Below are 26,079 nucleotides of genomic sequence, written 5' to 3'. Positions count from 1 at the left end.
ATTCCTCCTCTTATTCATCAAGGAAGTGAAAATGCTTATAACATGTACAGCGAACGTAATGTCCTGGCTCTACTTCATGCATTTGCGGATCCGCCTCATGCGCCGCTTCTTCTATCCATGGAATCCGGGATCGAAAGCGGCACCCTTGACGTGGTAAATGCTGCAAAGAGGGAACTACGCCTTGAATGACATGGAGCTTTGTTTTCTTCTCATTCCCAGTAGGGATAGAGCTCATTAATGATCTCGTATAGGGATGTTTTGCATTTGACATCAAGGAGTGGATCGAAGAGATTTCAACAATTTGTCCAGCATACATGACCGCGACACGATCGGCCATTTCGGCTACAACGCCCAGATCATGGGTAATTAATATGATCCCTGCCTCCATTTGTTCCTTAAGACGTCGGATCAGTTCCAGGATCTGAAGCTGGATGGTGACATCCAGAGCTGTCGTCGGCTCGTCAGCGATTAATAGATGGGGCTGATTGGCAATCGCCATAGCAATGACGACCCGCTGCCGCATCCCCCCAGATAATTCATGAGGATATTGCCCATATGTATATTCCGGGCGGGGAATGCCGACTTGGCTCAGCAAATCGAGCGTTTGTTCTTTTCTGAATTTTTTGGAGTGTCTGGTCTGGCCGGAACCCTTAGAAGATCTAGCGGTTTTGGATTTGGATTCATGAAGCAGGAGCACTTCTTCAATTTGCTCACCTATCATCATCAGCGGATTTAATGCGGATAAAGGATCCTGAAAGATCATGCTGACTTCGTTACCGCGAAGACGGTTCAATTCAGCTGGGGACATTGTGGCGAGATTCTGGCCCTTATAATAGATGTGGCCCTGGATTTGGGCGCGGGTATGCAAGCCCATAATAGAAAAAGCCAAAGCGCTTTTTCCCGATCCCGATTCTCCTACTATGGCGAGGATTTCATTCTTTTTTACCGTCAAGTTCACATCATCTACGGCGGCGTACAATTGGCCTGCAATTGGAAAGGAGGTCGACAGATTCTCGATGGTTAGGAGCTCTTCATTCACACTCATCACCCTATCAAAAGGTTTTTAAGCCCATAGAAATACACCTATAATCAATAATTCTGCCCTACTTACTTGGTTTTGAAGTGATGCATAGTGGTATATTGTTGTATATATTTATTAAATTACCTATATTAGAAATATTAGAAAAATATTCTTTTTATTACTATATATGATTACCATTTATATTCCAAGTACTTTTTTAAAGCATATGAAATAAAAAAGGAAGAAATGCGGTGATCAATAGCAACGAAAATAGTAACGAAAGCAATTCTCGCGGCCAATTGATTCATTCCCTTTCCTATACTTTGTAAGCTCCACCCGATTCACCGTATTCCAACTGAGAAAAACGAAAAAAAATCCCCCTCGTTCAACAGCCGGTTCGGGATCTCCATTTCCATGGATGCTCCCTCGCCTTTTGTTTACTTAAGGGGGATTTTGCGATGTCTAATTATCGATTACTCCGTAGTGTACGGAAGCAATGCGATTTGACGAGAGCGTTTGATGGCAATCGTCAAGAGACGTTGATACTTCGCGCTCGTACCCGTCACACGACGCGGCAAAATTTTGCCACGCTCGCTGATGAATTTTTTGAGCAGTTCTGTATCTTTATAGTCAATGTGAGTAATTTTGTTCACAGTGAAGAAACATACTTTACGACGTTTGTTGCGGCCGCCGCGGCGTGCCGGTCTTTTGTCGTCTCCGCCTTCTCTTTGCTTGAAGCTCATGCTATTCAGTCCTTCCTATATTAAAATGGCAAATCGTCATCCGAAATATCAATCGGCTTCCCGTCGTCAGAGAATGGATCTTGATTGCCGCGTGAGGGATTGCTGCTGCGGTTGCTGTTGCTATTGCCGCCCGCGCTGCTTCCTCCAAACGGATTTTCCTCGCGCTGTCCGCCACCACTGCCGCCTTCGCGGTTAGACTCCAAGAAACGGACATTATCAGCAATCACTTCGGTTACGTATACACGTTTGCCTTCGTTATTCTCGTAATTCCGTACCTGAATACGTCCTTCCACGGCAGTGAGACGCCCTTTGCGCAAGTAATTTGCGCAAGTCTCCGCCAGTTGTCTCCACGTTACGACCGGAATAAAATCCGCTTCGCGCTCTCCGCCCTGCGATGTAAACGGTCTGTCCACGGCAATCGTGAACTGGGTAACCGCTACGCCAGACGGCGTATAACGCAGCTCGGGATCTCTCGTAAGACGTCCGATCAGAATGACACGGTTCAACAATCAAATCCCCTCCTCCGGGCTAATGTCTACAAAATACACTCAGGGCTCAGCAAGTCCAAAGACTGCTTGAACATCCTGGATTAAGCTACGTCTTTCGTAATGAGATAACGGATAACCTCATCGGAAATCTTCAGAATCCGCTCAAGCTCAGCAACGACATCAGGAGTCGCTGTGAAGTTCACTAGGACGTAAATACCGTCACGGATCTTGTTAATCTCATACGCAAGCCGGCGCTTACCCATCACTTCATGCTTTGTAATTTCACCGCCGTTTTGGATGATGCCTTGGAATTTGTCAACTACAGCTTGAACTGCTTCTTGTTCAAGTTCAGGACGAATAATGTACATCACTTCATATTTGCGCATATATGTCACCTCCTCTTGGACTATGGCCCCCACCTTCTTCCCCATGGGAGCAAGGAACGAGCTCTTCAACTCGCACCAAAATATTATATCAAACCCGCGTAGTCCCTGCAAGTATAAAATGGTCGTTTTCCAGTTTTGGCTTGGGGTGCTTAGGTGGGTGGATGCTTAATCGCTACTCGCTGATTATCCGTTGAGGCACAATTGTTGTCTGCGGTGTCTTCAGGATGAACCGAGGTCAATCTACATGAAACATAAGAAAAAAACACATAATAAGGCGGTATCTCTAGCTTCTGTCCTTATTGATTTCAGCTTGAAAGGAGGATGATTGCATGGGTGAACAAACCGAGTTCGAACCCGGGGATAAAGCTCCGAATCCGGGGGTTTATACAGAAGTAGGCGAAGCGCGCAGCTTCCACACGCAAATTCAAAATCCGAAGCGGATTAAATTGGAGCGCGGCGATACCTTCCCGGAAACGACAAACAAAGACCGTAAATGGAAAAAAGCCGAGAAGGCACGAGTGCATTAATCCAGATCAGGCGTCCTAGCCAGCTTTTAAAGAGGATTTAAAAAGGATCTAAACTGAACCTTAATGGGCTATAAAGAATCCAGCTTCAGTTAGCTTTAACCGCGGCTGAGCTGATTGACATCTCCACTTTATTTTTTTCTGAATCGCTTGCATAAAAAAACGGCACCCTGCGCACAATACAATTAGACGGCGATGCAAAGAGAGGTGTGGTTCCGTTGGACTATCCACGAGCAACACAGCTGCCTGGAGTCTTATTCACTACCCGTTAGAAGCAAACGATCGCGAATTGAGAAAGACCCCTCTTTGTCACTTCGTTAAAGCCTAGGCGAAGATCAACTGTTTCTTAGTCGTGAGAGAAGAATTCCAATCCGCATCCCGTCGCAAAAGAAGAACCCTTTCGGGTTCTTCTTTGTATTTGATATTTAGATCATATATGATTACGATTTTAATCCTTTAATGTGTATGCTATCGAAGCTTACGCTCCGACGCCCCCACTCTTGTGGGTTCTCATCCCGACTAATTATAGTCTTCGACTATAATGGCGGAAAGGGTGGGATACCCTTCATTTCATTCCGGGACTGCGATGTGTATGCTATCGAAGCTTACGCTCCGACGCCCCCACTCTTGTGGGTTCTCATCCCGGCTAATTATAGTCTTCGACTATAATGGCGGAAAGGGTGGGATTCGAACCCACGCACGCTTTGACACGCCTAGCTGATTTCGAGTCAGCCCCCTTGGACCTCTTGGGTACCTTTCCACAGCAAGAATGAGTATACCACAAAACTGCGCATAACACAAGGGAATGTACGTTCCTTATTTTTACTTAGTGATGTTAATTATTTCTGCAAATAATTCTTGCCTGGTATCGGCTTGAGTTCCCTATCTAAGCCCCTCTATCCCCTCTATCTAAACTGTACATTAAACAGTCTGGTCCTCTTCTCCATTGTCAGCTGACCGGATAACTTTACGCATGTTTTTTTCGAATTTCGCTCTGGGGATAAGTACACTGTGTTTACAGCCGACGCATTTAATGCGGATATCCATCCCCATGCGAATAACTTCCATTTCATTGCTGCCGCAAGGATGATTTTTTTTCATCAACACGATATCGCCCAATCCAAACGATTTACGCTCCATCCTTATTCCTCTCCTACTTCCTTAATTATTGTTGTTGTCAGATAACCCTTGTTTGAATTATGTTGATCTGCGCAGACAGAGGCATTTTCATCCGCTTGGAATTTATAGAAAGTGCTTCAAACGATTGCCGTTCCATTAATCCCCTCTCCCAAGCTCTAATGCTTCGGCCTCCTCCAATGCTTGCTTGGCGTATGTCTGAATTTGCCGCTCGACTTCTTCCCTGGCGTTGGAGGTACTTTCCATAGCGATGCGTATGACGAACTCACTCGCCGAGAGCGATTGTATCCCCAGCACATGCGGCACCTCCAGCAGATGAGGATGATCTTCCTTCATCTTTAGCATTGCCTTTTTTAGCAAATGGACACTATCTTCGAGCCTCTTGGAATTGCTGAACGGCAAATCGACGATAATCAGCGCATTGTTTAATGAATAGTTCGTTACATTCGTGATCATTCCATTAGGGATAATATGCACCTCTCCCGTCCAACTGACGAGCCTCGTTGAACGCAGCCCAATCATCTCGACCGTTCCCTTCAGGCTGCCGGTTTGTATGACATCCCCAACGGCAAACTGATCCTCCAAAATAATAAAGAATCCTGTAATGACGTCCTTCACTAGGCTCTGAGCTCCAAAACCGATAGCCAAGCCAAGCACTCCCGCCCCAGTAAGCAGCGGTGCAAGCTTAAAGCCGAATTCCCCCAAGACAAGCATAACCATAATGAAATTGCTGGTGATCCAGGTCATATTTTTTAGCAGTTCGCCTACCGTGATAAATCGGCGAGGATTAACTTTTAGCCGGCCTTTCTCCCGTCTTTTCAGCGAGTTATCGATCAGCCGATAAATGATCCGAATAAATATTCTCGTCAGTATAAAAATTAGCAGGATCCGCAATGCGGAGAACAACACCATTTCCCACATATCTAAATTGGTTACCCATTCCCACAGCTTATCCTTCCAGGTTATCGCCGCTTGAATCGCTTCTTCTGCAGGGTCAGTCTCCGTTGTCAGCCGCATAGACGTCTCTCCTTCCTATAAACCGATGGAATCATAACCGGAGGCCATCGGCATGAAGATCCCCCTAATTTCCACGTGTTCGTTCACGATAATCTCCTTAACCAAATTCAATGATTCCTCGGGAAAACGGATCGACAAAGCACAGCCCGCCGTAATTTCCTTGGGTGTCGGAAACAAGTCAATATCGATCTCTGCATATTCTAGCAGCATTTCCGCTCTTAATGCTTGCTGCGTTGAATCAAACGCCATTACTAACCATGTGTCCACAGCCTTAAGCCTCCTATGAGAAGCGATACTTTAGTCCGAGTATATAAATGCCCTTTTTTCCATATACTATCTATTATTCCGTATAGCTTTCGATCGGATTCAACAATTGCTATACCGAATAATCTCAAGCTAATTAGCGGAAAGGAAGATTTTATGTCACAGTTAAATCCTTCTTGCCCCGGTCAAGAAATCCCTTATTTAAAAATATCCCATACTGAGCCCGGCATACATTCCGCTATTATTCACCGCCTGCTGCTTCATCTTGCTCAAGTGGAGCCAGGACAGGAAATCGTAGTCGTATGCATCGGCACCGATCGTTCGACTGGCGATTGTCTGGGGCCCCTGGTCGGCACTTCCTTGTCCAAACACAACTGCTCCCATTTCCATCTCTATGGTACCTTGGAAGAACCCGTTCATGCCATGAATTTAAAAGATACGCTTCAGCATATTAATACCACATTTTCAGACCCTTATATCATTGGTATTGATGCCTGTCTGGGGCAAACCTCCAGTGTCGGGTCTATTCAAGTCGTTAGCGGTCCGCTGCGCCCTGGAGCAGGAGTAAATAAAGAATTACCGCCGGTCGGCGATATCCATCTTACAGGCATCGTCAATGTCGGCGGCTTCATGGAATATTTTGTATTACAAAACACACGTCTCAGTCTAGTGATGCGTTTATCTGAAATTATTGCCAGCAGTCTCTATTCCGCTATTAAAGAATGGAATCGCGGCTTCATTCCCCTTTCGCGGCGAGAGCAATAACCTCTACCTCTTCGGGAGAGAGTGCATGCGGTGATTCACCGTTTGTTAACGGCTTGGCATATACATATGAACCGTCCCGATTGTAAATACCGGTAATGACAACCCCGTTTTTCTCATCATTAATAAAAGCTACGGAAAAGCTTAGTTCACTGCCCTGCTCAGCAAAAGCGTTGTAACGCTTCATGCCGATTTTTGCCTTTTGCTTCGGCACAAGCTTCAGCAACTGGTCAATGACGTTTTTCTGCTCTGCTTGCGAGTCCTCAATTTTCCCCTGCTGAATTTTCAAATCAATCAGCAAGCTTTCCAAATCCTCCACACCGCTGCCCTGCATCATTAGTTCGTATTTCCGGCGCATTTTTCGCAACTTGCTGCCTTGCAGCAAATTCCATATGAGCAGCCAAACTACAACGATCACTAACCCGATTACAACCCAAACTAATTGTTCCAGAATGAGCTCATTCCATTCTTGCATGCTTTCTCTCCCCTATGTTCATTTCATTGCGCCGAAATATGCCGCATAGCTGCTATGAATGCCTCAATCTCTTTTTCTTTCGTATCAAACCCTACACTTGCTCTAACCGCACCGCCTGCTAACGTTCCCGCCGTCTCATGTCCCAAGGGAGTACAATGATAACCGGCACGGACTGCGATTTGATATTTCCGGTCTAATGTAAAAGCGATTTCCGCCGCATCTCTGCCTTCTAAATTATAAGCTACAATGCCTGTCCGCGGCAGCCCAAGTCTGGGACCAATCACTGACACGCCTGGCATGCTTTCCAATTCCCTCATCATCATCTGAGTCAGCTTCCATTGGCGCTCATAAATCCGTTCTACTCCATCTTCAAGCACAGCATTCACGCCGGCCGCCAGTCCCGCTATGCCGACCGTATTAGCTGTTCCAGCTTCATAACGATCAGGACGTACGGAGGGCTGTTCCAACTCTTCGGATTGACTGCCTGTCCCTCCATGCAGCAAAGGCTCCAGTTCCACGTGAGGAGCAATATACAACCCTCCGGTTCCTTGCGGGCCCAGCAGACCTTTATGCCCTGGAAAAGCCAGCATATCGATCTCCATTTCCGTCACATTGATCGGAAACGTTCCTGCCGTTTGTGCGGCATCGACGAGCAAAATTGCTCCATGTTCTTTGGCCAGTCGGCCTAGCTCTTGCAGCGGCATAATACAGCCAAGTAAATTGGAACTGTGGGAGCAGACAACCATCGTTGTTTCAGGACGAAAACACTTTTTCACCGAACCCAAATCCAGCTGACCCTGATCACTAACAGCAACATAGTCCACTTGAATCCCTATCGTTCTTTTCAAGTATTCAAGAGGCCTTCGCACGGAGTTGTGCTCAATCATTGTAGCAATGACATGGTCTCCCGGCTTTAACCAGCCTTTAATCGCTAAATTCAGTGCCGAGGTGGTATTGGAGGTAAAAATGATATCATTGGGATTGGAAATATGGAACAAGGAGGCTAACGCTTTCCTAGCATTAAACATAACTCTGCCTGCTTGAATCGCCATATTGTGGTTGCCGCGCCCCGCGCTGGCAGCCTGTCCATTCAAAATAGCCATCATCGCTTCTCCTACTACCGGAGGCTTAGGCCAGGATGTGGCAGCATGATCCAAATAAATTACAGACGGTTCCATCAGACAATTCCCCCTTGCCAAGCGATACTATATAAGACCAAGAATGACATACCCCTCCCCTGCTGAGAATGGAACGACTCTCACAGATAAGATGAATATGTCATCCTTAATTTAACTTACTAGATCATGAGAGCAAATCAAGCAATCTCTGTAAATCCTGCTGGCTGTAGTAGTTAATTTCAATTTTCCCTTTTTCTTTCCCCGCTTTGATTTTCACCGTTGTCTTAAACTTCTCGCGCAAGCTTCCTTCTACTTCTTCTATATAAGGGTCGCGCTTTGGCGAAGCAGGTTTCTGCTTGTCATTCTTTTTACGATCAAGCTGTTGAACGGCATCCTCTAGCTCCCGGACACTCCATTCATGATCTATACACTGTTTAGCAAGTTCTTTAATAATTGCTGCATCCTTCAAACCAACCAATGCTCGAGCATGTCCCATGGATAATGTTCCACGTGAAACATATTCCTTAACTTCCTCCGGCAGTGATAGCAATCGCAAGAAGTTAGCAATATGGGATCGGGATTTTCCTACCTTCATAGACAATTCCTCTTGCGTCAATTGGAACTGATCCATTAACCCTTGATAGGCAACCGCGATTTCCATGGCATTCAAATTTTCACGCTGCAGGTTTTCGATGAGAGCAATTTCCATAACCTGCTGATCCGAAAAAGACCGCACAACAGCCGGAATTGTATTGTTTCCACAATATTGCGAAGCGCGGAATCTACGTTCCCCTGCTATAATTTCATATCCTTTCAATACACTGCGGACAATGATCGGCTGAATGACGCCATGCTGACGAATCGATTCCGCCAACTCACGAATTGCATCTTCATCAAAAGTTTTACGTGGTTGATACGGGTTGGCACGAAGCTGATTCAGTGGTATGTCCACCACTTTATCATCCTCTTGAATGGAGAGTGATGGTATCAGCGCATCCAGGCCCTTCCCCAAACGTTTACTCATAAGAAACCACTTCCTTTGCCAACTCTAGATATACTTCCGCTCCCTTGGATCGGGGATCGTAGGTGATAATCGATTGACCATGCGATGGCGCTTCGCTTAAGCGAACATTGCGTGGAATAACGGTTTTGTAAACTTTTTGCTGAAAATACTTCTTAACTTCTTCGATGACTTGAATACCTAAGTTCGTACGGGCATCAAACATCGTAAGAAGAACACCTTCAATTTGCAGTGAGGTGTTTAAATGCTTCTGAACGAGACGTACCGTATTGAGAAGCTGACTCAACCCTTCAAGGGCATAATATTCACACTGAATGGGAATCAATACTGAATCAGCCGCTGTCAAAGAGTTAATCGTTAATATTCCCAGTGACGGCGGGCAATCAATAAGTACATAGTCATACATATGCTTGATTTGTTGAATCGACTTCTTAAGCCGGACTTCCCGTGATATCGTCGGAACAAGTTCAATTTCTGCCCCAGCAAGCTGAATCGTCGCAGGTATAATGTCCAGACCTTCAACCTGTGTAGAAGTAATTGCTTCCTTAGGATTGACCTCATTAATCAGTACATCATAAATGCAATTGGCAACGTCGGCCTTGTTGATACCAACTCCACTCGTTGTATTTCCTTGCGGGTCAATATCAATGAGCAGCACTTTTTTTCCGATCGCAGCAAGTCCTGCCCCGAGGTTAACGGAGGTTGTTGTCTTCCCGACTCCTCCTTTTTGGTTAGCAATGGCAATGATTTTAGACAATCTATTTCACCTCAGTATCAGTTAAAAATCTTCTTGTAGTTTTGAAAATGTAAGTATTCACTAAGCTGTAGCTACAAAAAGACAACAAAGTCATCCCAGTGTAAGCCGCACTCTTATGACATAAGATCATTCCCGCTAGCTGCATCGTTCGGTTATATGGAAATACACCTGGGTGAGTCAAGCCATTTTGCCGAAAAAGAAGCTGACCTCCCCCCTCGCGGTTAAGGTCAGCGAGAATCACATTATCTTTTAGGAATTTGAATGACAATTTCATAATGATCTTCATGATCTTTTTCCGAAGTTTTAATCTGCATTCCAGAGCCAGATACCATGTCAATGGATTGGCGAATCGTGTTCAGGGCCAGACGAACATCTTTGGAAAAAGAAATTCGCTTTGGCGCCTTTTTGTTGTTCGCGACTTCTTTATAGAATGCCACGCGTGCTTCGGTTTGTTTAACATTAAGTTCTTTACTGATGATTTCTTCAAGAACCTTCAGCTGAAGCTCTTCCGTATCCAGTGACAACAGAGCCCGGGCATGACGTTCCGTAATTTTGCGCTCCATAAGCGCTGTCTTTACTTGTTCGGGCAGCTGCAGCAGCCGAATTTTGTTTGCAATCGTCGATTGACTCTTGCCTAGTCTTTGGGCAAGGCTTTCCTGAGTCAATTGATGCAGATCTATTAAATTTTGATAAGCAATTGCTTCCTCAATGGAAGTAAGACCTTCCCGCTGCAGATTTTCAATCAACGCAATCGAAGCGGCCTGGGAATCGTTGAATTCACGCAGAATGGCAGGAATCGTCTCATATCCCAGCTTCACTACTGCGCGCCAGCGCCTTTCGCCAGCAATCAACTCATACTTGTCATTGCGAATACGAACGACGATCGGTTGAATGACGCCATGTGTTTTGATCGTTTGGCATAGCTCTTCAATTTTATCGTCGTCAAAAATCGTTCTTGGTTGGTATGGACTGCTGACAATTTCACCAACCGGAATTTGTTTCACTTCATCTCCGCTGCTTCGTTCGGTAAAACCAAACAATTTAGAAAATTGTTCTTTCATTCCGTAAATTACCACCTAATTTCATAGTGTCATAAGGCTATCGCCCTATGGGCTGCATTTCCCTGCCTTGCAACAGGAACGCTGCACAGTAAACGGTGAAATAGTCCCATCATGAAGTTCGAACACCTATGTACTCTGCAAGGTGAACCATTTCTAAGCTGGCATTATTTCGATGAGAGTTCACAAGCACAACACAAGTCGGCCTACAATTACAGAAGGCTGACCACGTAGCTGTAGAAATCAAGTAACTCGGGCAATTGATGATCGATATATCTATTCTACCACTTTTTGCTCTATAATCCTATTCTCTTATTCAGTAAATTTTCCACCATTTCATAGCGTGAGGAAAAGATCCTCCCGACTTGTTGTTTCACGTGGAACAATTTGTCGGGAGGGATCCATTTACTATATTTGATAGGTATTGTTCATGTTAAATAAGTTGTTCATGTTAAATAATAGGTGACTTTAAAGGTGTGCCTGCCTTCCGAGGATATGCCTTAGGGGTTGCAGCTGTTTTATTCACCAGCACGATATGCCGGTCAGAATGATCAAGCGGCAAGGAAAAATGATGGCTCGCCAAAAGCTTTCCATTCAGCACCTTCATACTGCGTGCCGCCTCCTTTATTTCTTCGCTCGGATCGCTGCCCTTCATAGCTGCAAATGCGCCCCCTATTTTGACAAAAGGAAGGCAAAATTCATTCAATACGGTCATGCGTGCAACCGCTCGTGCTGTAGCTAAATCAAATTGGTCGCGGTAGATGGGCTTGCGCGCTACGTCCTCCGCACGGCCGTGGATTAACTCAACATCATGAAGACCAAGCTGATCCACTACATGCTGCAAAAATTGAATTCGTTTGTTAAGTGAATCAACGATCGTCAGCTTTAAATGAGGAAAACATATTTTTAACGGAATACCTGGGAAACCCGCACCTGAACCAATATCAGCCAGAGAATGAACTTCTCTCATGTTTACATAGAAGGCCAACGAAAGTGAATCATAAAAATGCTTCACATATACCTGTTCGCGCTCGGTAATTCCGGTCAAATTCATTTTCTCATTCCAAGAAACCAGCTCTTCAAAATAAGTTTCAAACTGTAACAGCTGCTTCTCATCCACCTCAATATGATGATCGCGAAGCAAAGCCTGAAATTGAGATTGTATCGGATCCAATCACTTATCCTCCTGCAGCGGTAACCCGGTTATAATGTTCCAAATATACGAGCAAAATGGAAATGTCAGCTGGCGAAACCCCGGATATACGGGATGCTTGACCAATCGACATAGGACGAATTTTCGCAAGCTTCTGACGTGCCTCAATTGCGAGCCCCTGTATATCCTCATATTTGATATTTTCCGGAAGTTTTTTCTTTTCCATTTTTTTCAATTTTTCTACATGGATCAATTGCTTTTCAATATATCCGGCATACTTCACCTGAATCTCTACTTGCTCCCTCATTTCCTCGTCCAATTCGTGCTCTGTTGGAGAGAATTGATGGATAAGCGAATAGGTTACTTCTGGACGCCGCAATATCGCCAGTAAATGACTGCCATCCTGAATTGGCGCTGAACCGATCGATTCCAACAAAGGGTTGATGTCTGAAGGCCGTACCTTCGTTGCCCGCAAACGTTCAACCTCCTGCTCCACCTTCTCTTTCTTATCCAGAAACTGCGCATAGCGCTCCTCTGAAATCAGACCGATGTCATAACCGATTTGCGTCAACCTTAGATCCGCATTATCATGACGAAGCAGCAAACGGTATTCTGCCCGTGAAGTGAGCAAGCGATAAGGTTCATTCGTACCTTTCGTCACCAGATCATCAATCAGCACTCCAATGTAGCCCTGAGAACGATCCAGTACAATCGATTCCTTGCCTTGAATTTTCCGCGCAGCGTTAATGCCCGCCATCACTCCTTGAGCAGAAGCCTCTTCATAGCCTGAGGTACCGTTAATTTGTCCCGCTGTGAACAGTCCAGGCAGCAGTTTCGTTTCCATCGTCGGCCACAGCTGAGTCGGTACAATTACATCGTATTCAATCGCATAGCCGTTACGCATAATTTTTGCATTTTGCAAGCCGGGAACCGAACGCACGATTTGCTCCTGAACTTCTTCCGGCATACTCGTTGACAAACCTTGTACATAGTACTCGGCTGTATTTTTCCCTTCCGGCTCCAGGAACACCTGATGCTGCGGCTTATCGCTGAAACGGACGATTTTGTCCTCGATGGAAGGACAGTAACGAGCGCCTGTTCCTTCAATAATACCTGAGAACATCGGGGCACGATGCAGATTGGCATTGATGATTTCATGTGTCTCCGGAGACGTATACGTTAGCCAGCACGGCATCTGTTCGTTATCGGAGCTCTTTGTTTCATAAGAGAAAAACTTCGGATTCTCATCTCCCGGCTGAATTTCCGTTTGGGCAAAATCAATTGAATCTCTGTGAACGCGAGGCGGCGTGCCTGTCTTGAACCGAACAAGTTCAAAACCAAGCTTCTTCAGACTATGGGATAAGGTAACCGCAGGCTGCTGGTTGTTCGGTCCGCTCTCATAAGCCAGCTCACCCATGATGATTTTACCGCGCAAATAAGTTCCCGTTGTTAGTACAACTGCTTTACTGCGATATTGCGCCCCTGTCTGGGTAGTCACACCAACGCACTTGCCATCCTCTACGATCAGGTCTTCAACCATACCTTGACGCAAGGTCAGGTTCGCCTGCTTCTCCAGTGTGTCCTTCATCTCATGCTGGTACATCACTTTGTCCGCCTGTGCGCGAAGCGCATGAACCGCCGGTCCTTTTCCTGTATTCAGCATCCGCATTTGAATGAACGTTTTATCGATATTACGCCCCATTTCACCGCCAATAGCGTCCACTTCCCTAACGACATGGCCTTTGGCCGGCCCTCCGATGGAAGGATTGCATGGCATGAAGGCGACCATATCCAGGTTGATCGTAATCAATAGTGTGTTACAACCCATACGCGCAGCGGCCAGAGCGGATTCACTGCCTGCATGTCCGGCGCCGACGACGATGACGTCATATTGTGCTGCTTCAAACCCCATCCTAAAACCCCCTTTAATTTCAATAAATATATAGTTACAAAAACGATCATTAAACAGATCGCTTATTTAAAATTTGAACTATTTAAATCGTTCTTTTTCATCATACCATGAATGAACAATCACCATACGTACGACAACTTATTTTCCAAGACAAAATTGTGAGAAAATTTGATCAATCAACGCATCTGGCGCGGCATCCCCAATCACTTCACCAAGCTGCTCCCAAGCTAGCCGGACATCGATTTGTAGTATATCGATCGGTATGCCGATATCTGCCGCCTCGTATGCATCCGCTAAAGATTGCTTCGCTTTATTAAGCAGCGCGATATGCCTTACGTTGCTAACATAAGTCAAGTCACCAGACTCCAATTGACCGCCAAAAAACAGCGTCGAGATCGCGTCCTCTAAATGATCCAATCCTTCTTCCGTCTTCACAGACAGCTCTACGATCGCTTCCTCGGAAAAATAGCGGGTTACAACCTCCCGGTTCAATTGCTGAGGCAGATCTATCTTATTCAGCAAAACAATCGTTTGCCGCCCTCTCAGCTGCTCCATCAAATGAATTTCATCCTCATGCAGCAGCTCCGCGCTGTTCAGAACAAGCAGGATTAAATCCGCTTCATGAACAGCGGCCCTGGACTTCTCTACGCCAATCTGCTCTACGACATCAATCGTCTCACGAATCCCCGCCGTATCAAGCAGCTTAAGCGGAATATTGTTGATCGTTACAAACTCCTCAATCACATCCCGCGTCGTTCCCGGAATATCCGTCACAATCGCTTTATTCTCCCTTGCCAGCGCGTTTAAAAGCGATGATTTACCCACATTGGGCCGGCCTACGATCGCCGTCGTAATGCCTTCGCGCAATATTTTGCCCTGGTTCGCCGTCTTTAACAGCCGATCGATCCCCTCTGTCACTTCCGCGCATTTCGTCTTAATAAATTGTGTCGTTAAAGACTCCACATCATGCTCTGGATAGTCAATGTTGACCTCGATATGAGCCAGCGTCTCCACCAGCGTATGGCGCAGCTCCGTAATTTTACGAGACAAGTCGCCCTCCACTTGCTTTAGGGCCACTGAGAATGCCCGATCCGACTTCGAGCGGATCAAATCAATGACCGCCTCCGCCTGCGACAAATCGATCCGTCCGTTCAAGAATGCGCGCTTCGTAAACTCTCCCGGCTCCGCCAACCGAATATTCGGCTGCAGCAGCAAAAGATCCATGACCCGCTTTACGGAAATAATCCCGCCGTGTGTGCTGATTTCTACAACATCCTCTGTCGTAAACGAACGAGGTGCCCGGAATACCGACACCAGGACCTCCTCCAGCTTTTCTTGGGTCGCTGGATGCATGATAAAGCCGTAATGCACCGTATGGCTATCCACTTCAGTCAACGGCTGCTTCGAGCGAAACAATTCCCCCACTTCTGCTATCGCCTCTGGTCCGCTCACCCGAATAACGGCTATCCCACTTTCGCCTACCGCCGTAGATATGGCAGCAATCGTATCGCTCAACATGATTTATTCACCTCATTATATAGAGTAGAATTATAGGTTAAAACTTGCTTCGCTTAAAACAAGTGGTGAAAATGCTGCACGCGACGCTTTCCGTTTGATTCTCCGATCGCTGTTGTCGTCAGATTATTATGATCTTATAAGTTCATAAGAGGTTATAATCCGTCGACAAAGGCGAACGCTAACGCTTCTCCGAATTCAAACGGCCTGCTCTGCTGCTCTTTTCACCTACTAACATTTGTCCTCGCGCGGTCTCACCACGCTCTTTCAGGTATCCCTCCACGAGCCAAACCGCATTTTAACACTATAGTTCCCATACAGAAACCACAGCAATCACTGTCATTACTGCACACACCAAAAGCGCATCCCGCAGGGATAGCGCCTCCTTGCAGTCAGGACATCGCAAACACTAACCTCACTCCCACTCCCACATCTGCAAGAGCGCCGTAAGTAAAGCGTGCCCGACAGGGCGTAAGCGGCTTATATCACTAACGTTCCCCTGGCGCATCAACAGCAGAAGTGCCTGCAGCATGTTTTCAGGTTACCCCGGTGCTCCTAAAGTAAGACGTACCCGAAGGGGGAAAAGCGAGCCTCACACCTACGCCCGTAGGAGCGCCTCTTTACCTCCCACGTTACTCCAATTTGCGGGAGTCCCGAGGGCTGCAAGTCCTCGGGGGCCCTCCCTTACGGTAAGGGAGGGTTTGGGTGGGTTGAGATCCAAATAAAATAACGCAATGACATTTGCCGAAACAACGTCATTGCGTCTCATTCATTTGCTCTGCTTCAGTGTAATAACGACACGGCGGTTAGGTTCCTCACCTTTACTGTAAGTCTTAACCTCCGGATGATCCTGAAGTTTGGAATGAATCACTTTGCGCTCGTGCGGCGACATCGGTTCAAGCGCTAGCTCTTTTCGGGTGCGAATCACCCGACCAGCAAGCCTGACGGCCAAATCCTCGAGCGTCTTTCTACGGCGTTCCCGGAAATTCTCCGCATCAAGCACGATACGAATGAAGCTATCGGAATAACGGTTAGCGATAATATTCGCCAAATATTGCAAGGCATCGAGGGTTTGTCCTCTCCGCCCGATAAGTAAGCCCAGGTCACTGCCAGAGATGTTAAGCACAGTATTGTCTTTCTTATGCTGTATTTCAACCTCTACATGCAGACCCATATTCTCACCGACGTCCCGAACAAATGACGCCGCCTCCTCATAAGGATCCCGTCCATCACCAACTGCGTCCTTTTGAAGTACGGGAGCGGAAATGTTTGAACGGCTTCCTTGAAGCGGTTCTGAAGGGGTTTCTTCCAGCAAGGTTATTTCTACCTTGGCTGCCCTGACTCCGATCAGTCCCAGGAATCCTTTTGATGGCTGCTCCAATACATTCACGGCGACTTTATCCTCGGTCGTGCCGAGCTGGGTCAATCCTTGTTTTACAGCTTCTTCAACGGTTTTTCCCGACGTCACAATTTTGTTCATTTTGACTTTTTGGCCTCCTTGGCTCCTTTGCCGGGATGACCGGCTTTTAAGTTGGAACCGCCCTTTTTCGACTTAGTTCCACCGCCATCATTTCCAGCGGTAGCAGCAACAGGCTCTTTTTTACGATAAATGAAATAGTTTTGCCCGATCGTATATAGGTTACTGTACACCCAATATAGAGGAAGTGCCGCAGGGAAATTAAGCGCCATGACGAAGATCAACACAGGGTAGATCAACATCATGAATTGCATTGGCCCTTGCATACCAGATGGATTCATGCTCGACATCATCTTCGTCTGAATAAATGTCGTTAACGCAGCAATAATCGGCAAAATGTAGAAGCTATCCTTCTCTCCAAGCTGGAGCCACAAGAAAGAATGGGAACCAATCGCCGCGTTAGTATAAATGGAGTTATACAATGCGATAAATACCGGCATTTGAATTAATAACGGAAAACAGCCGGCCATCGGATTGACACTATTCTCCTGAAACAGCCTCATCGTCTCTTGCTGCTGCTTCTCAGGGTTATCTTTATACTTCTCCTTAATTTTAGCGAGTTCTGGCTGGATCGCCTGCATTGCCTTTGAGCTCTTGACCTGTTTAAGAGTTAACGGCAAAATAAGCGTACGAACAATAATCGTCAGCACAAGAATGGCCAGACCGTATTCCCCGCCGAACCAGTCCGCAAACGTATCCAAAGCAAAGGAGAAATAATAAACGACGTTTGCCGTCCACCACGAACCACTGTTTCGCATATCTTCAGTCGTCGTTGCCGTATTCGCAACTTGTCCGCAACCGGCAAGCACAACAACTAGGCCGATCGCTAAAATGAGGAGAAGCCATTTGCTTCTGTTGTTCTTAAAACGCGACACTTCAAAACCCCTCTCTTAACCTATCCATTCATCGTAAATCATAACATATTTAAAAGGACAAATAAACAAGCATCCCTACGGTCTGGAAGGCTTGAGCAGCGAGGCTTTACGCAAAGCATGCAGCACGCTTTTCTCCAGTTCCTGATACTCCATCCCGACTGCACCTTTACGCACTATAAAAATGATGTCCACATGATCCCGGATCTTCGCCTCATTCAGCCTGACAATCTCTTTCAACATACGGCGCATCCGGTTGCGGACGACGGCGTTGCCAATTTTTTTGCTGGCCGACACACCGAGCCGAAATCTCTCGATTTCCGGCTTATTCGACCAATAGACGACAAGCTGGCGGTTAGCGAAAGATTTTCCGAACCGGTATACCCGGCTGAAATCCGCCCGGTTCCTTAATCGTAGCTTCTTCTGCACAACAATCTCCTTGCTTCAAACCCCACAAATGCCTGGGCAATGCGGGCTTCACTTTCTTTGTATTATAAACCAACGCCAAAAACGGTAAACCTCACTTTAAATTAGGTATCCCGTTCCGCTAATAATCATATTCTTCCTTAGACTTTACTTATAATCCTGTACTTAAACACTGGGCACGTATCTGGGTATATGAGGGGCACGTGAAATTCATAACGTTTAAGCTCATGATCCTGTCCCTACCCTGCCGCTCCGCCGGCACAAGCACATCAACAAAAATAGCCCCGCAGCTAAAGAGCGCTTCAAATCACTTCCGGCAAACATCATGCGGTACCACAACCGAGGGGCGGAAACGAAAAGCGGAACGTTTACTGCAGGGAGTCCTTCACAAACAATTCATTATACTGCACTAATTTATCCAATTAGCATGACTTTGCAAGAAAATCCATGGGACGAATTGACCCGTCTCTTTAAAAAAAGACCACCGTAGTGGTCTTTACGAAGTCATTACGCACTGAGAATTTTTCTACCTTTTTGACGACGAGCAGCTATAATTTTACGGCCGTGCTTCGTGCTCATTCTCTTACGGAAACCGTGAACCTTTTTACGTTTGCTCACATTCGGTTTGAAAGTCGGTTTCATTTATTGCACCCCCTCACAGGACTAACTTCAATATTCACCATTTTCATTATACGCGCAGAAAATGCCTTTTTTCATTTAACCATACAACCTTGCCGAAAGTCAACCGGGCCCGGCATTTCTTTTTATTTAGAAGTTTCAATAATTGTCCACAGCGTTTCATTTTGACTTATTGAATAAAAGTTATGCACATGTGGAAAAGTATTTTTGCTGAAAAGAAATATTAAACAATTATCCATTTACAGAACATCAAGGAGAGAGTATGATGAATTCATATCAAGTTGTATACAAGTATACTTGTTTAAAGGAGTGATGCGATTATGAAGCTTGGCATGATCGGACTTGGTAAAATGGGTTACCATCTCGTACTCAATCTGCTGCAATGTCATCATGAGGTAGTTGCTTACGATATGAACCGGGATTCGGTTGAAAACGCTGCTCTGGATGGAGCAATTCCGGCGTTCAGCGTAAAAGAGTTCATCTCTTCTCTTCCAAGCCCGCGTATTGTATGGATTATGGTTCCCGCCGGGAAGGCTCTTCACTCGGTGATTGACGGAATAGCCCCACTTTTAAATGAAGGCGATATCATTATTGACGGCGGCAATTCGTATTACAAAGATTCGCTTGCGCTGGCTGAGAAACTAGAGAAACAGGGCATTCACTTTTTCGATGTCGGCACTTCTGGAGGGATAAACGGAGCTGAGCATGGAGGATGCTTCATGATCGGCGGCAATGAGGCTGTATTTCGCAAAATCGAACCCATCTTTAAAGATATTGCTGTTGACAAAGGATACTTATATGCCGGCCCTACCGGCAGCGGACACTTTCTGAAAATGGTCCATAACGGAATAGAGTATGGCATGATGCAGGCGATAGCCGAAGGGTTCGAAATTTTGGACAAGAGCCCCTTTGATTTCAACTATGAAGAGGTGGCCAGAGTATGGTCCAACGGTTCGGTCATACGCGGGTGGTTAATGGAACTGACCGAGAATGCCTTCTCCAAAGATGCAAAGCTGGACAACATTCGCGGTGTCATGCACTCGTCGGGCGAAGGCAAATGGACCGTCGAGGCGGCGCTTGATTTCCAGGCGGCTGCGCCGGTCATTGCGATGTCCCTGTTCATGCGTTACCGCTCGCTCGATGCTGATACCTTCCATGGCAAAGTCGTCGCCGCCCTGCGCAATGAATTTGGCGGACATGCGGTGGAAAGCAAGTAATCATAGGCTTACCCTGGCAGGATCATTCATGTTATGATTAATTCGTATCTTTTTGTATAGGAGTCCATGACATGAAATATCCATCCTCTTGGCTAAAGGGAAACTCGCTAGGCGAATCGATCGCCTGCGAACTTCGTCTACAAATAATTAACGGCACGATTAAACCGGGAGAGGTTCTGTCCGAAAATGGGATTGCGGCCGATTTCGGCACAAGCCGTTCACCGGTCAGAGAAGCATTGAAAACGCTGTCCAGCGAAGGTTTAATCACACTTCAGCGTATGGGAGCTGTAGTTGTCGGGCTGCAGCTTGACGATATTTCTGAGCTGTATGATGTAAGATTTCTGATTGAAAGCTTCGCTTGGAAGCGTCTCGCTCAGCAGGATCCGACATCCGTCATCTCACAACTGCAGCAAATCATCGACAAAATGCAGCTCGCTGCAAAGCATCGCGATGTAGTAGAATTTGCATATCAAGATCTCTCCATTCATGAACTGATTATTAAAGAAGCGAAGCATGCAAGAATTTGGCACTTGTGGTTAAGCATCCGGCAAATTGTGGAGACGGTATTGCTAATTACGACGGAAGAAGTACTTTCCCAAGAGGAAGAGCATATTAATTTCGTCATCAACAAGCACCGTAAATTGCTTCAAGGGCTGGAAACGAGGGATCCTGCTGTCGTCTCAGCCCATATTGAAGAGTATTTTGCCGATTCACATCAAACTCTACATAAGAGTATTCAATAAGTGTTTAGACTTATTCATTAATGGAGGGGATTGATATCCCCTTATTTTTTCAATCTACATTGTCGACAAGTATACAGATTCCTAATATACAATAATCCAACGTTTTGAAAGCGCTATAAGAAAAATATTCCTATCATTTATCAGCATTCATATTATTTAGGAGGTATTTTATGGACAGCCTGTTCGGCATGAGTCACAACGCCACTTTACTATTATGGACTTTTGTTACGATTCTCTTTCTTGTCATATTGATTTCCAAATATAAATGGAATCCTTTCGTTACCCTGCTGATTTCCGCATTAATGCTAGGACTTCTGGCAGGAATGAAACCGATGGAAGTCGTCAATTCGATTACGAGCGGGCTCGGCGGAACACTCAGCACTATTGCCATCGTCATCGGTCTAGGTACAATGCTTGGTAAAATGATGGCTGAATCCGGCGGTGCGGAGCGCATTGCCACTACGCTCGTCGACCGGTTTGGAGAAAAAAGAGTTCACTGGGCTATGATGATTGTCGGTTTTATCGTCGGTATTCCGGTATTTTTCGAAGTAGGTCTCATTTTGCTTATTCCTATTGTATTTACGGTAGCGCGGAAAACGAAAATGTCGCTCCTGCATATCGGTATCCCTATTTTAGCTGGTCTGTCAACGGTGCATGGGCTTGTTCCTCCCCACCCGGCTCCCATGATTGCCATAAATGCATTTGGAGCTGACCTGGGCAAGACAATTTTATATTCCTTATTGATCGGTCTGCCGGTAGCGATCATTTCAGGTCCATTGTTCGGAAAATTTATCGGTAAACGCATCTTGCTTGATCCACCTGCTGAACTTGCCGATCAATTTGCCGTCAAAGGCGATCGCGAGCTGCCCGGCTTTGGCATAACCATCTTCACAATTATGCTGCCTGTTATTCTAATGATGTCCGGTTCGATCGCCAGCATTATCGATCCTGAAGCTACAAGCAGCATCACCTTGTTTTGTCATTTTATTGGAGATGAAATTATGGCGCTCCTCATCGCTGTTGTTTTCTCTTTCTTCTCCCTGGGCTTCTCCCGCGGATTTACCAAGCATGATCTGTCCCGGTTCACCAATGAGTGCCTTGCTCCGATCGCTTCCATCATCCTTATTATCGGTGCCGGCGGTTCTTTCAAGCAGGTGCTGGTCAATAGTGGCGTCGGCGGAGCGATTGCGGAAATCGCCACGGGAGCTAATGTGAACATTATTGTATTCGCTTGGTTCGTAGCGGCATTGATCCGTGTAGCGACGGGATCGGCCACCGTTGCGATGACCACTGCAGCGGGCATCGTTGCTCCAATTCTGGCCCTTACCCCCGGCGTGAACGTGGAATTGGTCGTTCTTGCGACCGGTGCCGGATCCATCGTGCTGTCTCACGTAAATGACGCCGGCTTCTGGATGGTTAAAGAATTTTTCAACATGTCCGTAGCGCAAACTTTGAAATCATGGACCGTGATGGAGACGATCCTTTCCGTCGCTGGTCTGGCATTTATACTCATCGCCAGCACTATACTTTAAATTTCTCCTTCGATAAACTGATTATTGAATGGAACCTAAATAAATAGGGTATATCCTAAGAGAGGATGATACATATGGCCAAATTATCCTGTATGATCGGAATAGACATTGGCACGACAAGTACAAAGGCTGTCTTATTTGAAGACAACGGCAACATAATAGCTTCCGCCAATGAAGAATATCCGCTATATACGCCTTCCGCAGACATAGCGGAGCAAGATCCAGAGGAAATTTTTGCAGCCGTCATCAGTGCGGTGAAACATGTCATGAAAAAAAGCCTGGTTGCCCCGGAAAATATTATGCTTGTCTCCTTCAGCTCGGCTATGCACAGCGTCATTCCCGTCGACCGGGACGGCCAGCCTTTAATGCGCTGTCTAACCTGGGCGGACAATCGCAGTGCGGAATGGTCAAACCGCCTAAAAAATAACCTGGGCGGCCACGACATTTACATGCGTACCGGAACGCCCATCCATCCGATGTCGCCGCTCACCAAATTGATGTGGCTTCGCCATGATCATCCAGATGTATTTAATGCGGCATATAAGTTTATTTCTATTAAAGAATATGTATTTTACAAGCTGTTTCAACAGTATATCGTCGACTATTCGATTGCGTCGGCCACAGGCCTGCTCCATTTGCAGCAGCTCGATTGGGACGATGAAGCTCTTGCGCTGGCCGGAATTACACCGGACCAGTTGTCCCAGCTCGTCCCTACCACGCATGTGATTCAAGGGCTTTCTGCAGCCTATGCCAAAGAAATGGGACTTTCCCCTTCTACCCCTTTTGTGATCGGCGCAAGCGACGGCGTGCTGTCCAATCTGGGAGTAGATGCGATTGACCCCGGCGTCGTTGCTGTCACCATCGGCACCAGCGGGGCGATCCGCACGGTAGTGGATCAGCCTGTGTTGGATCCGAAAGGCCGAATTTTCTGTTACGCGCTAACCGATAAACATTGGGTTATCGGCGGCCCTGTGAACAATGGCGGCGTGATTTTCCGCTGGGTGCGGGATCAGTTTGCCGCTTCGGAAGTCGAAACAGCCAACCGGCTGGGCATCAGCCCCTATGACGTATTAACGCGAATTGCAGAACGGGTAACTCCGGGCTCTGACGGATTGTTATTTCACCCCTTCCTGTCCGGAGAACGGGCGCCGCTTTGGAATTCTAACGCCAGAGGCTCTTTCTTTGGCTTGACGCTGAACCACCAGAAGGAGCATATGATCCGCGCCGTATTAGAGGGCGTTATCTACAACCTGTATACGGTTCTGCTAGCAATGGAGGAGCAAATCGGGGTGCCGTGCAAAATCCAAGCGACTGGCGGCTTCGCCCGTTCACCGCTGTGGAGGCAAATGATGGCCGATATTTTCGACCAAAAGGTCGTTATTCCGGAAAGCATAGAAAGCTCCTGCCTCGGAGCAGTCATTCTTGGCCTGTACGCTCTCGGCAAAATCGATTCCTTCGACGTCGTCAAAGAAATGATCGGGGAAACTTACGAGCATATCCCGAATAAAGACAATGCGGCGATTTACAAGGAGCTGCTTCCGATCTATATTCGGATTTCGCGCAAGCTGGAGGAGGATTATGAGGCGATTGCCCGTTTCCAAAAAAACAGCAGTAAACAATAAGAAAAATCTGATACCTTAAGCAAAAAAAACGCCTCGCGGCGTCTCCGATAAAACAATTTCTTAAGCTGCTTAAAGATGCATCAATAATTCTGTTTAAAAAAGAGGCTTCAATTGAATGGGTTTGGGTGCGAGGATCTGAGCTTCCTCCCCCCATTCCCTTTTATTATTGTCATCCTCGCCGCTTGCCTTCCCTCCCTTTCTCCTTCCTCCCATTTCTCATTTGCCCTGTTCTGGTTTGCTGTATTCAGGTTCGCCCTGTTCAGGCGTGTCTTTTCCTTACCATCAAAAGGTCAACATACAAAGGTCAAAAATAGATTTCAATAGTTATTCACAAATTTTCTTAGGGGATCTATTCTACAAAGTTCTACCTATACTTTAACAACCTGTGTATAATTTTTAGCGATATTCCACTCAAAATGTCGAATATTAAACAATTTATAAACAATATATAGTGGTGTGAATTAAAATTATACACAAGTTATTGAATTTGTGGATAATTTGGAGTCGATCATTGAAATACAAGGCTTATTTTGCTATGATTAGATTACTTTTTGTTGTGAATATCTCTGGTTAATAACATAATTATCAACAGGCTGTGGATAAGATTGTGAACAATTCAGTTTTATCCACGTTTATAATTATCATAGCCTTCTGACTAATGGGGATAACGCTCCCCTTTATTTATGCTTTTTTCGACCCGATCCTCATGGCTCAAGCCACAAAGTGAGATTTAAAAGGAGTGACAGTCTGTGGACAGCCATACCTCCGAAATATGGCAACATATTTTATCCATCATTAATACCAAGCTAAGCAAACCGAGCTTCGATACCTGGTTCAAAGCTACCAAAGTAGTATCGCTTACCGAACAATCGATCGTCATTTCCGCTCCGACCACCTTCGCCGTAGAATGGCTGGAGAGCCGATATACGAAACTGGTGGCGACGACCGTATATGAATATCTCGACAAACAAGTCGACGTCTCTTTCGTCATCGAGGAATCAGCACCAGCGGAGCAAACGCAGAAGCAAAAAGAGACTCCCGCCCCCGTTGCTATAGAGGAAACTGTCTCCCATATGCTGAATCCGAAATATACGTTTGACACCTTCGTTATTGGATCAGGCAACCGGTTTGCCCATGCCGCATCGCTTGCTGTCGCAGAGGCGCCAGCCCGGGCTTACAATCCGCTGTTCCTATATGGCGGCGTAGGCTTAGGCAAAACCCACCTCATGCATGCGATTGGACACTACATTCTGGAGCATAGTCCAAGCAGTAAAGTCGTTTATATTTCTTCCGAGAAATTTACAAATGAATTCATTAACTCTATCCGGGATAACAGGGCGGAAAGCTTCCGGAACAAATACCGGAACATTGATATTTTGCTCATTGATGACATTCAGTTTTTGGCCGGGAAGGAATCGACACAGGAGGAGTTTTTCCATACCTTCAATGCGCTGCATGAAGAGCGCAAGCAAATTATTATTTCCAGCGACCGGCCGCCAAAGGAAATTCCAACGTTGGAGGAACGGCTTAGGTCACGGTTTGAATGGGGACTGATTACCGATATCCAGCCGCCGGACCTGGAGACAAGAATCGCTATTCTGCGCAAGAAAGCCAAGGCTGAAAATTTGGATATTCCAAACGAAGCGATGATGTATATTGCCAACCAGATCGATACGAACATCAGAGAGCTTGAAGGGGCATTAATACGGGTTGTCGCTTACTCCTCACTGATCAATCAGGACGTAACTACCCATCTAGCCGCTGAAGCGCTGAAAGATATTATCCCATCGAGCCGTCCAAAAATGATTACCATTCAAGATATACAGCAAAAAGTCGGCGAATATTACAATTTGAAAATGGAAGATTTCAAAGCGCGCAAACGTACGAAAGCTATCGCATTTCCGCGGCAAATTGCCATGTACTTATCCCGGGAGCTGACAGATTTCTCGCTGCCGAAAATCGGCGACGCTTTCGGGGGCCGCGATCATACTACCGTAATTCATGCGCATGAAAAAATATCCCAAGCATTGAAAACAGACCAGGACTTATATAAAGTTGTGAATAACCTGATCGAAAAAATTAAAAACTTATCCTGAATAAGCTCGAAGCCTATGCACATTCTATACACATGTGGATAGGCTTGATTTCATATCATTATGTGTGTTATCCACATATTCAGTGCCCCTACTACTTCTTCTAT

At 46.1% G+C, this 26,079-nt stretch carries 26 protein-coding genes and 1 tRNA gene; 7 read left to right on the top strand and 20 right to left on the bottom strand.

Annotated elements, in window-relative coordinates; all coding sequences use genetic code 11:
* Positions 1-10: 10 nt before the first annotated feature.
* From G358_RS0121955 to rpsF, 4 genes are all read right to left on the bottom strand, one after another.
* Entirely contained in the window at positions 11-1,039 is a 1,029-nt protein-coding gene (locus G358_RS0121955) for an ABC transporter ATP-binding protein (RefSeq protein WP_019639414.1), read from the bottom strand.
* Between the two features lie 455 nt (positions 1,040-1,494).
* The gene (rpsR, locus tag G358_RS0121945) at positions 1,495-1,764 is read right to left on the bottom strand and encodes a 30S ribosomal protein S18 (protein ID WP_018750422.1); all 270 of its coding nucleotides are present in this window, start codon (positions 1,762-1,764) and stop codon (positions 1,495-1,497) included.
* A 20-nt stretch (positions 1,765-1,784) separates the two neighbouring features.
* Positions 1,785-2,273, bottom strand: coding sequence for a single-stranded DNA-binding protein (gene ssb / locus G358_RS0121940; RefSeq protein ID WP_019639412.1), 489 nt, complete (start codon positions 2,271-2,273; stop codon positions 1,785-1,787).
* Between the two features lie 80 nt (positions 2,274-2,353).
* Positions 2,354-2,638, bottom strand: a complete 285-nt coding sequence (gene rpsF, locus G358_RS0121935) for a 30S ribosomal protein S6 (RefSeq protein WP_019639411.1) — start codon at positions 2,636-2,638, stop codon at positions 2,354-2,356.
* A gap of 329 nt (positions 2,639-2,967) precedes the next feature.
* Here rpsF and G358_RS0121930 point away from each other — a divergent pair, with 329 nt between their 5' ends.
* Complete coding sequence (locus G358_RS0121930) at positions 2,968-3,165, top strand: YjzC family protein (RefSeq protein ID WP_019639410.1); 198 nt, start codon at positions 2,968-2,970, stop codon at positions 3,163-3,165.
* A 666-nt stretch (positions 3,166-3,831) separates the two neighbouring features.
* Here the strand turns inward: G358_RS0121930 and G358_RS0121925 are convergent.
* From G358_RS0121925 to G358_RS0121905, 4 genes are all read right to left on the bottom strand, one after another.
* A tRNA-Ser gene (locus G358_RS0121925) sits at positions 3,832-3,922 on the bottom strand.
* Positions 3,923-4,083: 161 nt separating this feature from the next.
* The gene (locus tag G358_RS0121920) at positions 4,084-4,302 is read right to left on the bottom strand and encodes a DUF951 domain-containing protein (protein WP_019639409.1); all 219 of its coding nucleotides are present in this window, start codon (positions 4,300-4,302) and stop codon (positions 4,084-4,086) included.
* Positions 4,303-4,437: 135 nt separating this feature from the next.
* Positions 4,438-5,316, bottom strand: coding sequence for a mechanosensitive ion channel family protein (locus G358_RS30650; protein WP_019639407.1), 879 nt, complete (start codon positions 5,314-5,316; stop codon positions 4,438-4,440).
* 15 nt (positions 5,317-5,331) lie between these two features.
* Positions 5,332-5,565, bottom strand: a complete 234-nt coding sequence (locus G358_RS0121905; protein ID WP_205621561.1) for a putative Se/S carrier protein — start codon at positions 5,563-5,565, stop codon at positions 5,332-5,334.
* Between the two features lie 171 nt (positions 5,566-5,736).
* Between G358_RS0121905 and yyaC the strand changes: the two genes are divergently transcribed.
* Positions 5,737-6,345 (top strand): spore protease YyaC, encoded by a 609-nt coding sequence (yyaC, locus tag G358_RS0121900; RefSeq protein WP_019639405.1) that lies wholly within the window; start codon positions 5,737-5,739, stop codon positions 6,343-6,345.
* Here yyaC and G358_RS0121895 read toward each other — a convergent pair.
* From G358_RS0121895 to rpmH, 12 genes are all read right to left on the bottom strand, one after another.
* Entirely contained in the window at positions 6,317-6,817 is a 501-nt protein-coding gene (locus G358_RS0121895) for a DUF4446 family protein (protein WP_019639404.1), read from the bottom strand. The two genes, yyaC and G358_RS0121895, sit on opposite strands and share 29 nt — an antisense overlap.
* Before the next feature lie 23 nt (positions 6,818-6,840).
* On the bottom strand, positions 6,841-7,995 hold the full coding sequence (locus G358_RS0121890; protein ID WP_019639403.1) for an aminotransferase class V-fold PLP-dependent enzyme: 1,155 nt from the start codon (positions 7,993-7,995) through the stop codon (positions 6,841-6,843).
* 124 nt (positions 7,996-8,119) lie between these two features.
* Positions 8,120-8,959, bottom strand: a complete 840-nt coding sequence (locus G358_RS0121885; RefSeq protein ID WP_019639402.1) for a ParB/RepB/Spo0J family partition protein — start codon at positions 8,957-8,959, stop codon at positions 8,120-8,122.
* Positions 8,952-9,713: a ParA family protein gene (locus G358_RS0121880; RefSeq protein WP_019639401.1), complete on the bottom strand. Its 762-nt coding sequence runs from the start codon at positions 9,711-9,713 to the stop codon at positions 8,952-8,954. Before G358_RS0121880 ends, G358_RS0121885 begins: the two co-directional genes overlap by 8 nt.
* A 242-nt stretch (positions 9,714-9,955) precedes the next feature.
* Positions 9,956-10,774 carry a nucleoid occlusion protein gene (noc, locus tag G358_RS0121875; protein WP_019639400.1) on the bottom strand — a complete coding sequence of 273 codons (819 nt, stop codon included), beginning with the start codon at positions 10,772-10,774 and terminating at the stop codon, positions 9,956-9,958.
* Between the two features lie 448 nt (positions 10,775-11,222).
* The gene (rsmG, locus tag G358_RS0121870) at positions 11,223-11,945 is read right to left on the bottom strand and encodes a 16S rRNA (guanine(527)-N(7))-methyltransferase RsmG (protein ID WP_019639399.1); all 723 of its coding nucleotides are present in this window, start codon (positions 11,943-11,945) and stop codon (positions 11,223-11,225) included.
* 4 nt (positions 11,946-11,949) lie between these two features.
* A complete protein-coding gene (gene mnmG / locus G358_RS0121865; protein ID WP_019639398.1) occupies positions 11,950-13,836 on the bottom strand; it encodes a tRNA uridine-5-carboxymethylaminomethyl(34) synthesis enzyme MnmG in 1,887 nt (628 codons plus the stop codon).
* A gap of 138 nt (positions 13,837-13,974) precedes the next feature.
* Positions 13,975-15,354: a tRNA uridine-5-carboxymethylaminomethyl(34) synthesis GTPase MnmE gene (gene mnmE / locus G358_RS0121860; protein ID WP_019639397.1), complete on the bottom strand. Its 1,380-nt coding sequence runs from the start codon at positions 15,352-15,354 to the stop codon at positions 13,975-13,977.
* Between the two features lie 766 nt (positions 15,355-16,120).
* A complete protein-coding gene (jag, locus tag G358_RS0121850) occupies positions 16,121-16,831 on the bottom strand; it encodes an RNA-binding cell elongation regulator Jag/EloR (protein ID WP_019639395.1) in 711 nt (236 codons plus the stop codon).
* The gene (locus tag G358_RS0121845) at positions 16,828-17,703 is read right to left on the bottom strand and encodes a YidC/Oxa1 family membrane protein insertase (protein ID WP_019639394.1); all 876 of its coding nucleotides are present in this window, start codon (positions 17,701-17,703) and stop codon (positions 16,828-16,830) included. The genes jag and G358_RS0121845 overlap by 4 nt, the downstream gene beginning before the upstream one ends.
* Positions 17,704-17,778: 75 nt before the next feature.
* Positions 17,779-18,129, bottom strand: a complete 351-nt coding sequence (rnpA, locus tag G358_RS0121840) for a ribonuclease P protein component (protein ID WP_019639393.1) — start codon at positions 18,127-18,129, stop codon at positions 17,779-17,781.
* A 504-nt stretch (positions 18,130-18,633) separates the two neighbouring features.
* Complete coding sequence (rpmH, locus tag G358_RS0121835) at positions 18,634-18,768, bottom strand: 50S ribosomal protein L34 (protein WP_019639392.1); 135 nt, start codon at positions 18,766-18,768, stop codon at positions 18,634-18,636.
* Between the two features lie 317 nt (positions 18,769-19,085).
* On the opposite strand from rpmH, the gene gnd reads away from it, so the two are divergent.
* From gnd to dnaA, 5 genes are all read left to right on the top strand, one after another.
* Positions 19,086-19,982 (top strand): phosphogluconate dehydrogenase (NAD(+)-dependent, decarboxylating), encoded by an 897-nt coding sequence (gene gnd, locus G358_RS0121830; protein ID WP_019639391.1) that lies wholly within the window; start codon positions 19,086-19,088, stop codon positions 19,980-19,982.
* Between the two features lie 71 nt (positions 19,983-20,053).
* Complete coding sequence (locus G358_RS0121825; RefSeq protein ID WP_019639390.1) at positions 20,054-20,725, top strand: GntR family transcriptional regulator; 672 nt, start codon at positions 20,054-20,056, stop codon at positions 20,723-20,725.
* Between the two features lie 170 nt (positions 20,726-20,895).
* Positions 20,896-22,257, top strand: coding sequence for a GntP family permease (locus tag G358_RS0121820; RefSeq protein ID WP_019639389.1), 1,362 nt, complete (start codon positions 20,896-20,898; stop codon positions 22,255-22,257).
* A 74-nt stretch (positions 22,258-22,331) separates the two neighbouring features.
* A complete protein-coding gene (gntK, locus tag G358_RS0121815) occupies positions 22,332-23,879 on the top strand; it encodes a gluconokinase (RefSeq protein ID WP_019639388.1) in 1,548 nt (515 codons plus the stop codon).
* A gap of 749 nt (positions 23,880-24,628) precedes the next feature.
* On the top strand, positions 24,629-25,975 hold the full coding sequence (gene dnaA, locus G358_RS0121805) for a chromosomal replication initiator protein DnaA (RefSeq protein WP_019639386.1): 1,347 nt from the start codon (positions 24,629-24,631) through the stop codon (positions 25,973-25,975).
* The last annotated feature ends 104 nt before the right edge of the window (positions 25,976-26,079 follow it).

The sequence above is a fragment of the Paenibacillus fonticola DSM 21315 genome, from assembly GCF_000381905.1.
In the GTDB taxonomy this organism is placed as follows: Bacteria; Bacillota; Bacilli; order Paenibacillales; family Paenibacillaceae; genus Fontibacillus; species Fontibacillus fonticola.
Note: the sequence above shows the minus strand (reverse complement) of the source record. Positions and strands in the feature narration are given on the sequence as shown.

What these genes read in the sequence shown, in the direction of transcription:
- rpsR (WP_018750422.1), bottom strand. Translation starts at nt 1,764, where the DNA reads ATGAGCTTCAAGCAAAGAGAAGGCGGAGACGACAAAAGACCGGCACGC.
- rpsF (WP_019639411.1), bottom strand. Translation starts at nt 2,638, where the DNA reads ATGCGCAAATATGAAGTGATGTACATTATTCGTCCTGAACTTGAACAA.
- G358_RS0121930 (WP_019639410.1), top strand. Translation starts at nt 2,968, where the DNA reads ATGGGTGAACAAACCGAGTTCGAACCCGGGGATAAAGCTCCGAATCCG.
- G358_RS0121920 (WP_019639409.1), bottom strand. Translation starts at nt 4,302, where the DNA reads ATGGAGCGTAAATCGTTTGGATTGGGCGATATCGTGTTGATGAAAAAA.
- G358_RS30650 (WP_019639407.1), bottom strand. Translation starts at nt 5,316, where the DNA reads ATGCGGCTGACAACGGAGACTGACCCTGCAGAAGAAGCGATTCAAGCG.
- G358_RS0121905 (WP_205621561.1), bottom strand. Translation starts at nt 5,565, where the DNA reads ATGGCGTTTGATTCAACGCAGCAAGCATTAAGAGCGGAAATGCTGCTA.
- yyaC (WP_019639405.1), top strand. Translation starts at nt 5,737, where the DNA reads ATGTCACAGTTAAATCCTTCTTGCCCCGGTCAAGAAATCCCTTATTTA.
- G358_RS0121895 (WP_019639404.1), bottom strand. Translation starts at nt 6,817, where the DNA reads ATGCAAGAATGGAATGAGCTCATTCTGGAACAATTAGTTTGGGTTGTA.
- G358_RS0121890 (WP_019639403.1), bottom strand. Translation starts at nt 7,995, where the DNA reads ATGGAACCGTCTGTAATTTATTTGGATCATGCTGCCACATCCTGGCCT.
- G358_RS0121885 (WP_019639402.1), bottom strand. Translation starts at nt 8,959, where the DNA reads ATGAGTAAACGTTTGGGGAAGGGCCTGGATGCGCTGATACCATCACTC.
- noc (WP_019639400.1), bottom strand. Translation starts at nt 10,774, where the DNA reads ATGAAAGAACAATTTTCTAAATTGTTTGGTTTTACCGAACGAAGCAGC.
- mnmG (WP_019639398.1), bottom strand. Translation starts at nt 13,836, where the DNA reads ATGGGGTTTGAAGCAGCACAATATGACGTCATCGTCGTCGGCGCCGGA.
- mnmE (WP_019639397.1), bottom strand. Translation starts at nt 15,354, where the DNA reads ATGTTGAGCGATACGATTGCTGCCATATCTACGGCGGTAGGCGAAAGT.
- jag (WP_019639395.1), bottom strand. Translation starts at nt 16,831, where the DNA reads ATGAACAAAATTGTGACGTCGGGAAAAACCGTTGAAGAAGCTGTAAAA.
- rpmH (WP_019639392.1), bottom strand. Translation starts at nt 18,768, where the DNA reads ATGAAACCGACTTTCAAACCGAATGTGAGCAAACGTAAAAAGGTTCAC.
- gnd (WP_019639391.1), top strand. Translation starts at nt 19,086, where the DNA reads ATGAAGCTTGGCATGATCGGACTTGGTAAAATGGGTTACCATCTCGTA.
- G358_RS0121825 (WP_019639390.1), top strand. Translation starts at nt 20,054, where the DNA reads ATGAAATATCCATCCTCTTGGCTAAAGGGAAACTCGCTAGGCGAATCG.
- G358_RS0121820 (WP_019639389.1), top strand. Translation starts at nt 20,896, where the DNA reads ATGGACAGCCTGTTCGGCATGAGTCACAACGCCACTTTACTATTATGG.
- gntK (WP_019639388.1), top strand. Translation starts at nt 22,332, where the DNA reads ATGGCCAAATTATCCTGTATGATCGGAATAGACATTGGCACGACAAGT.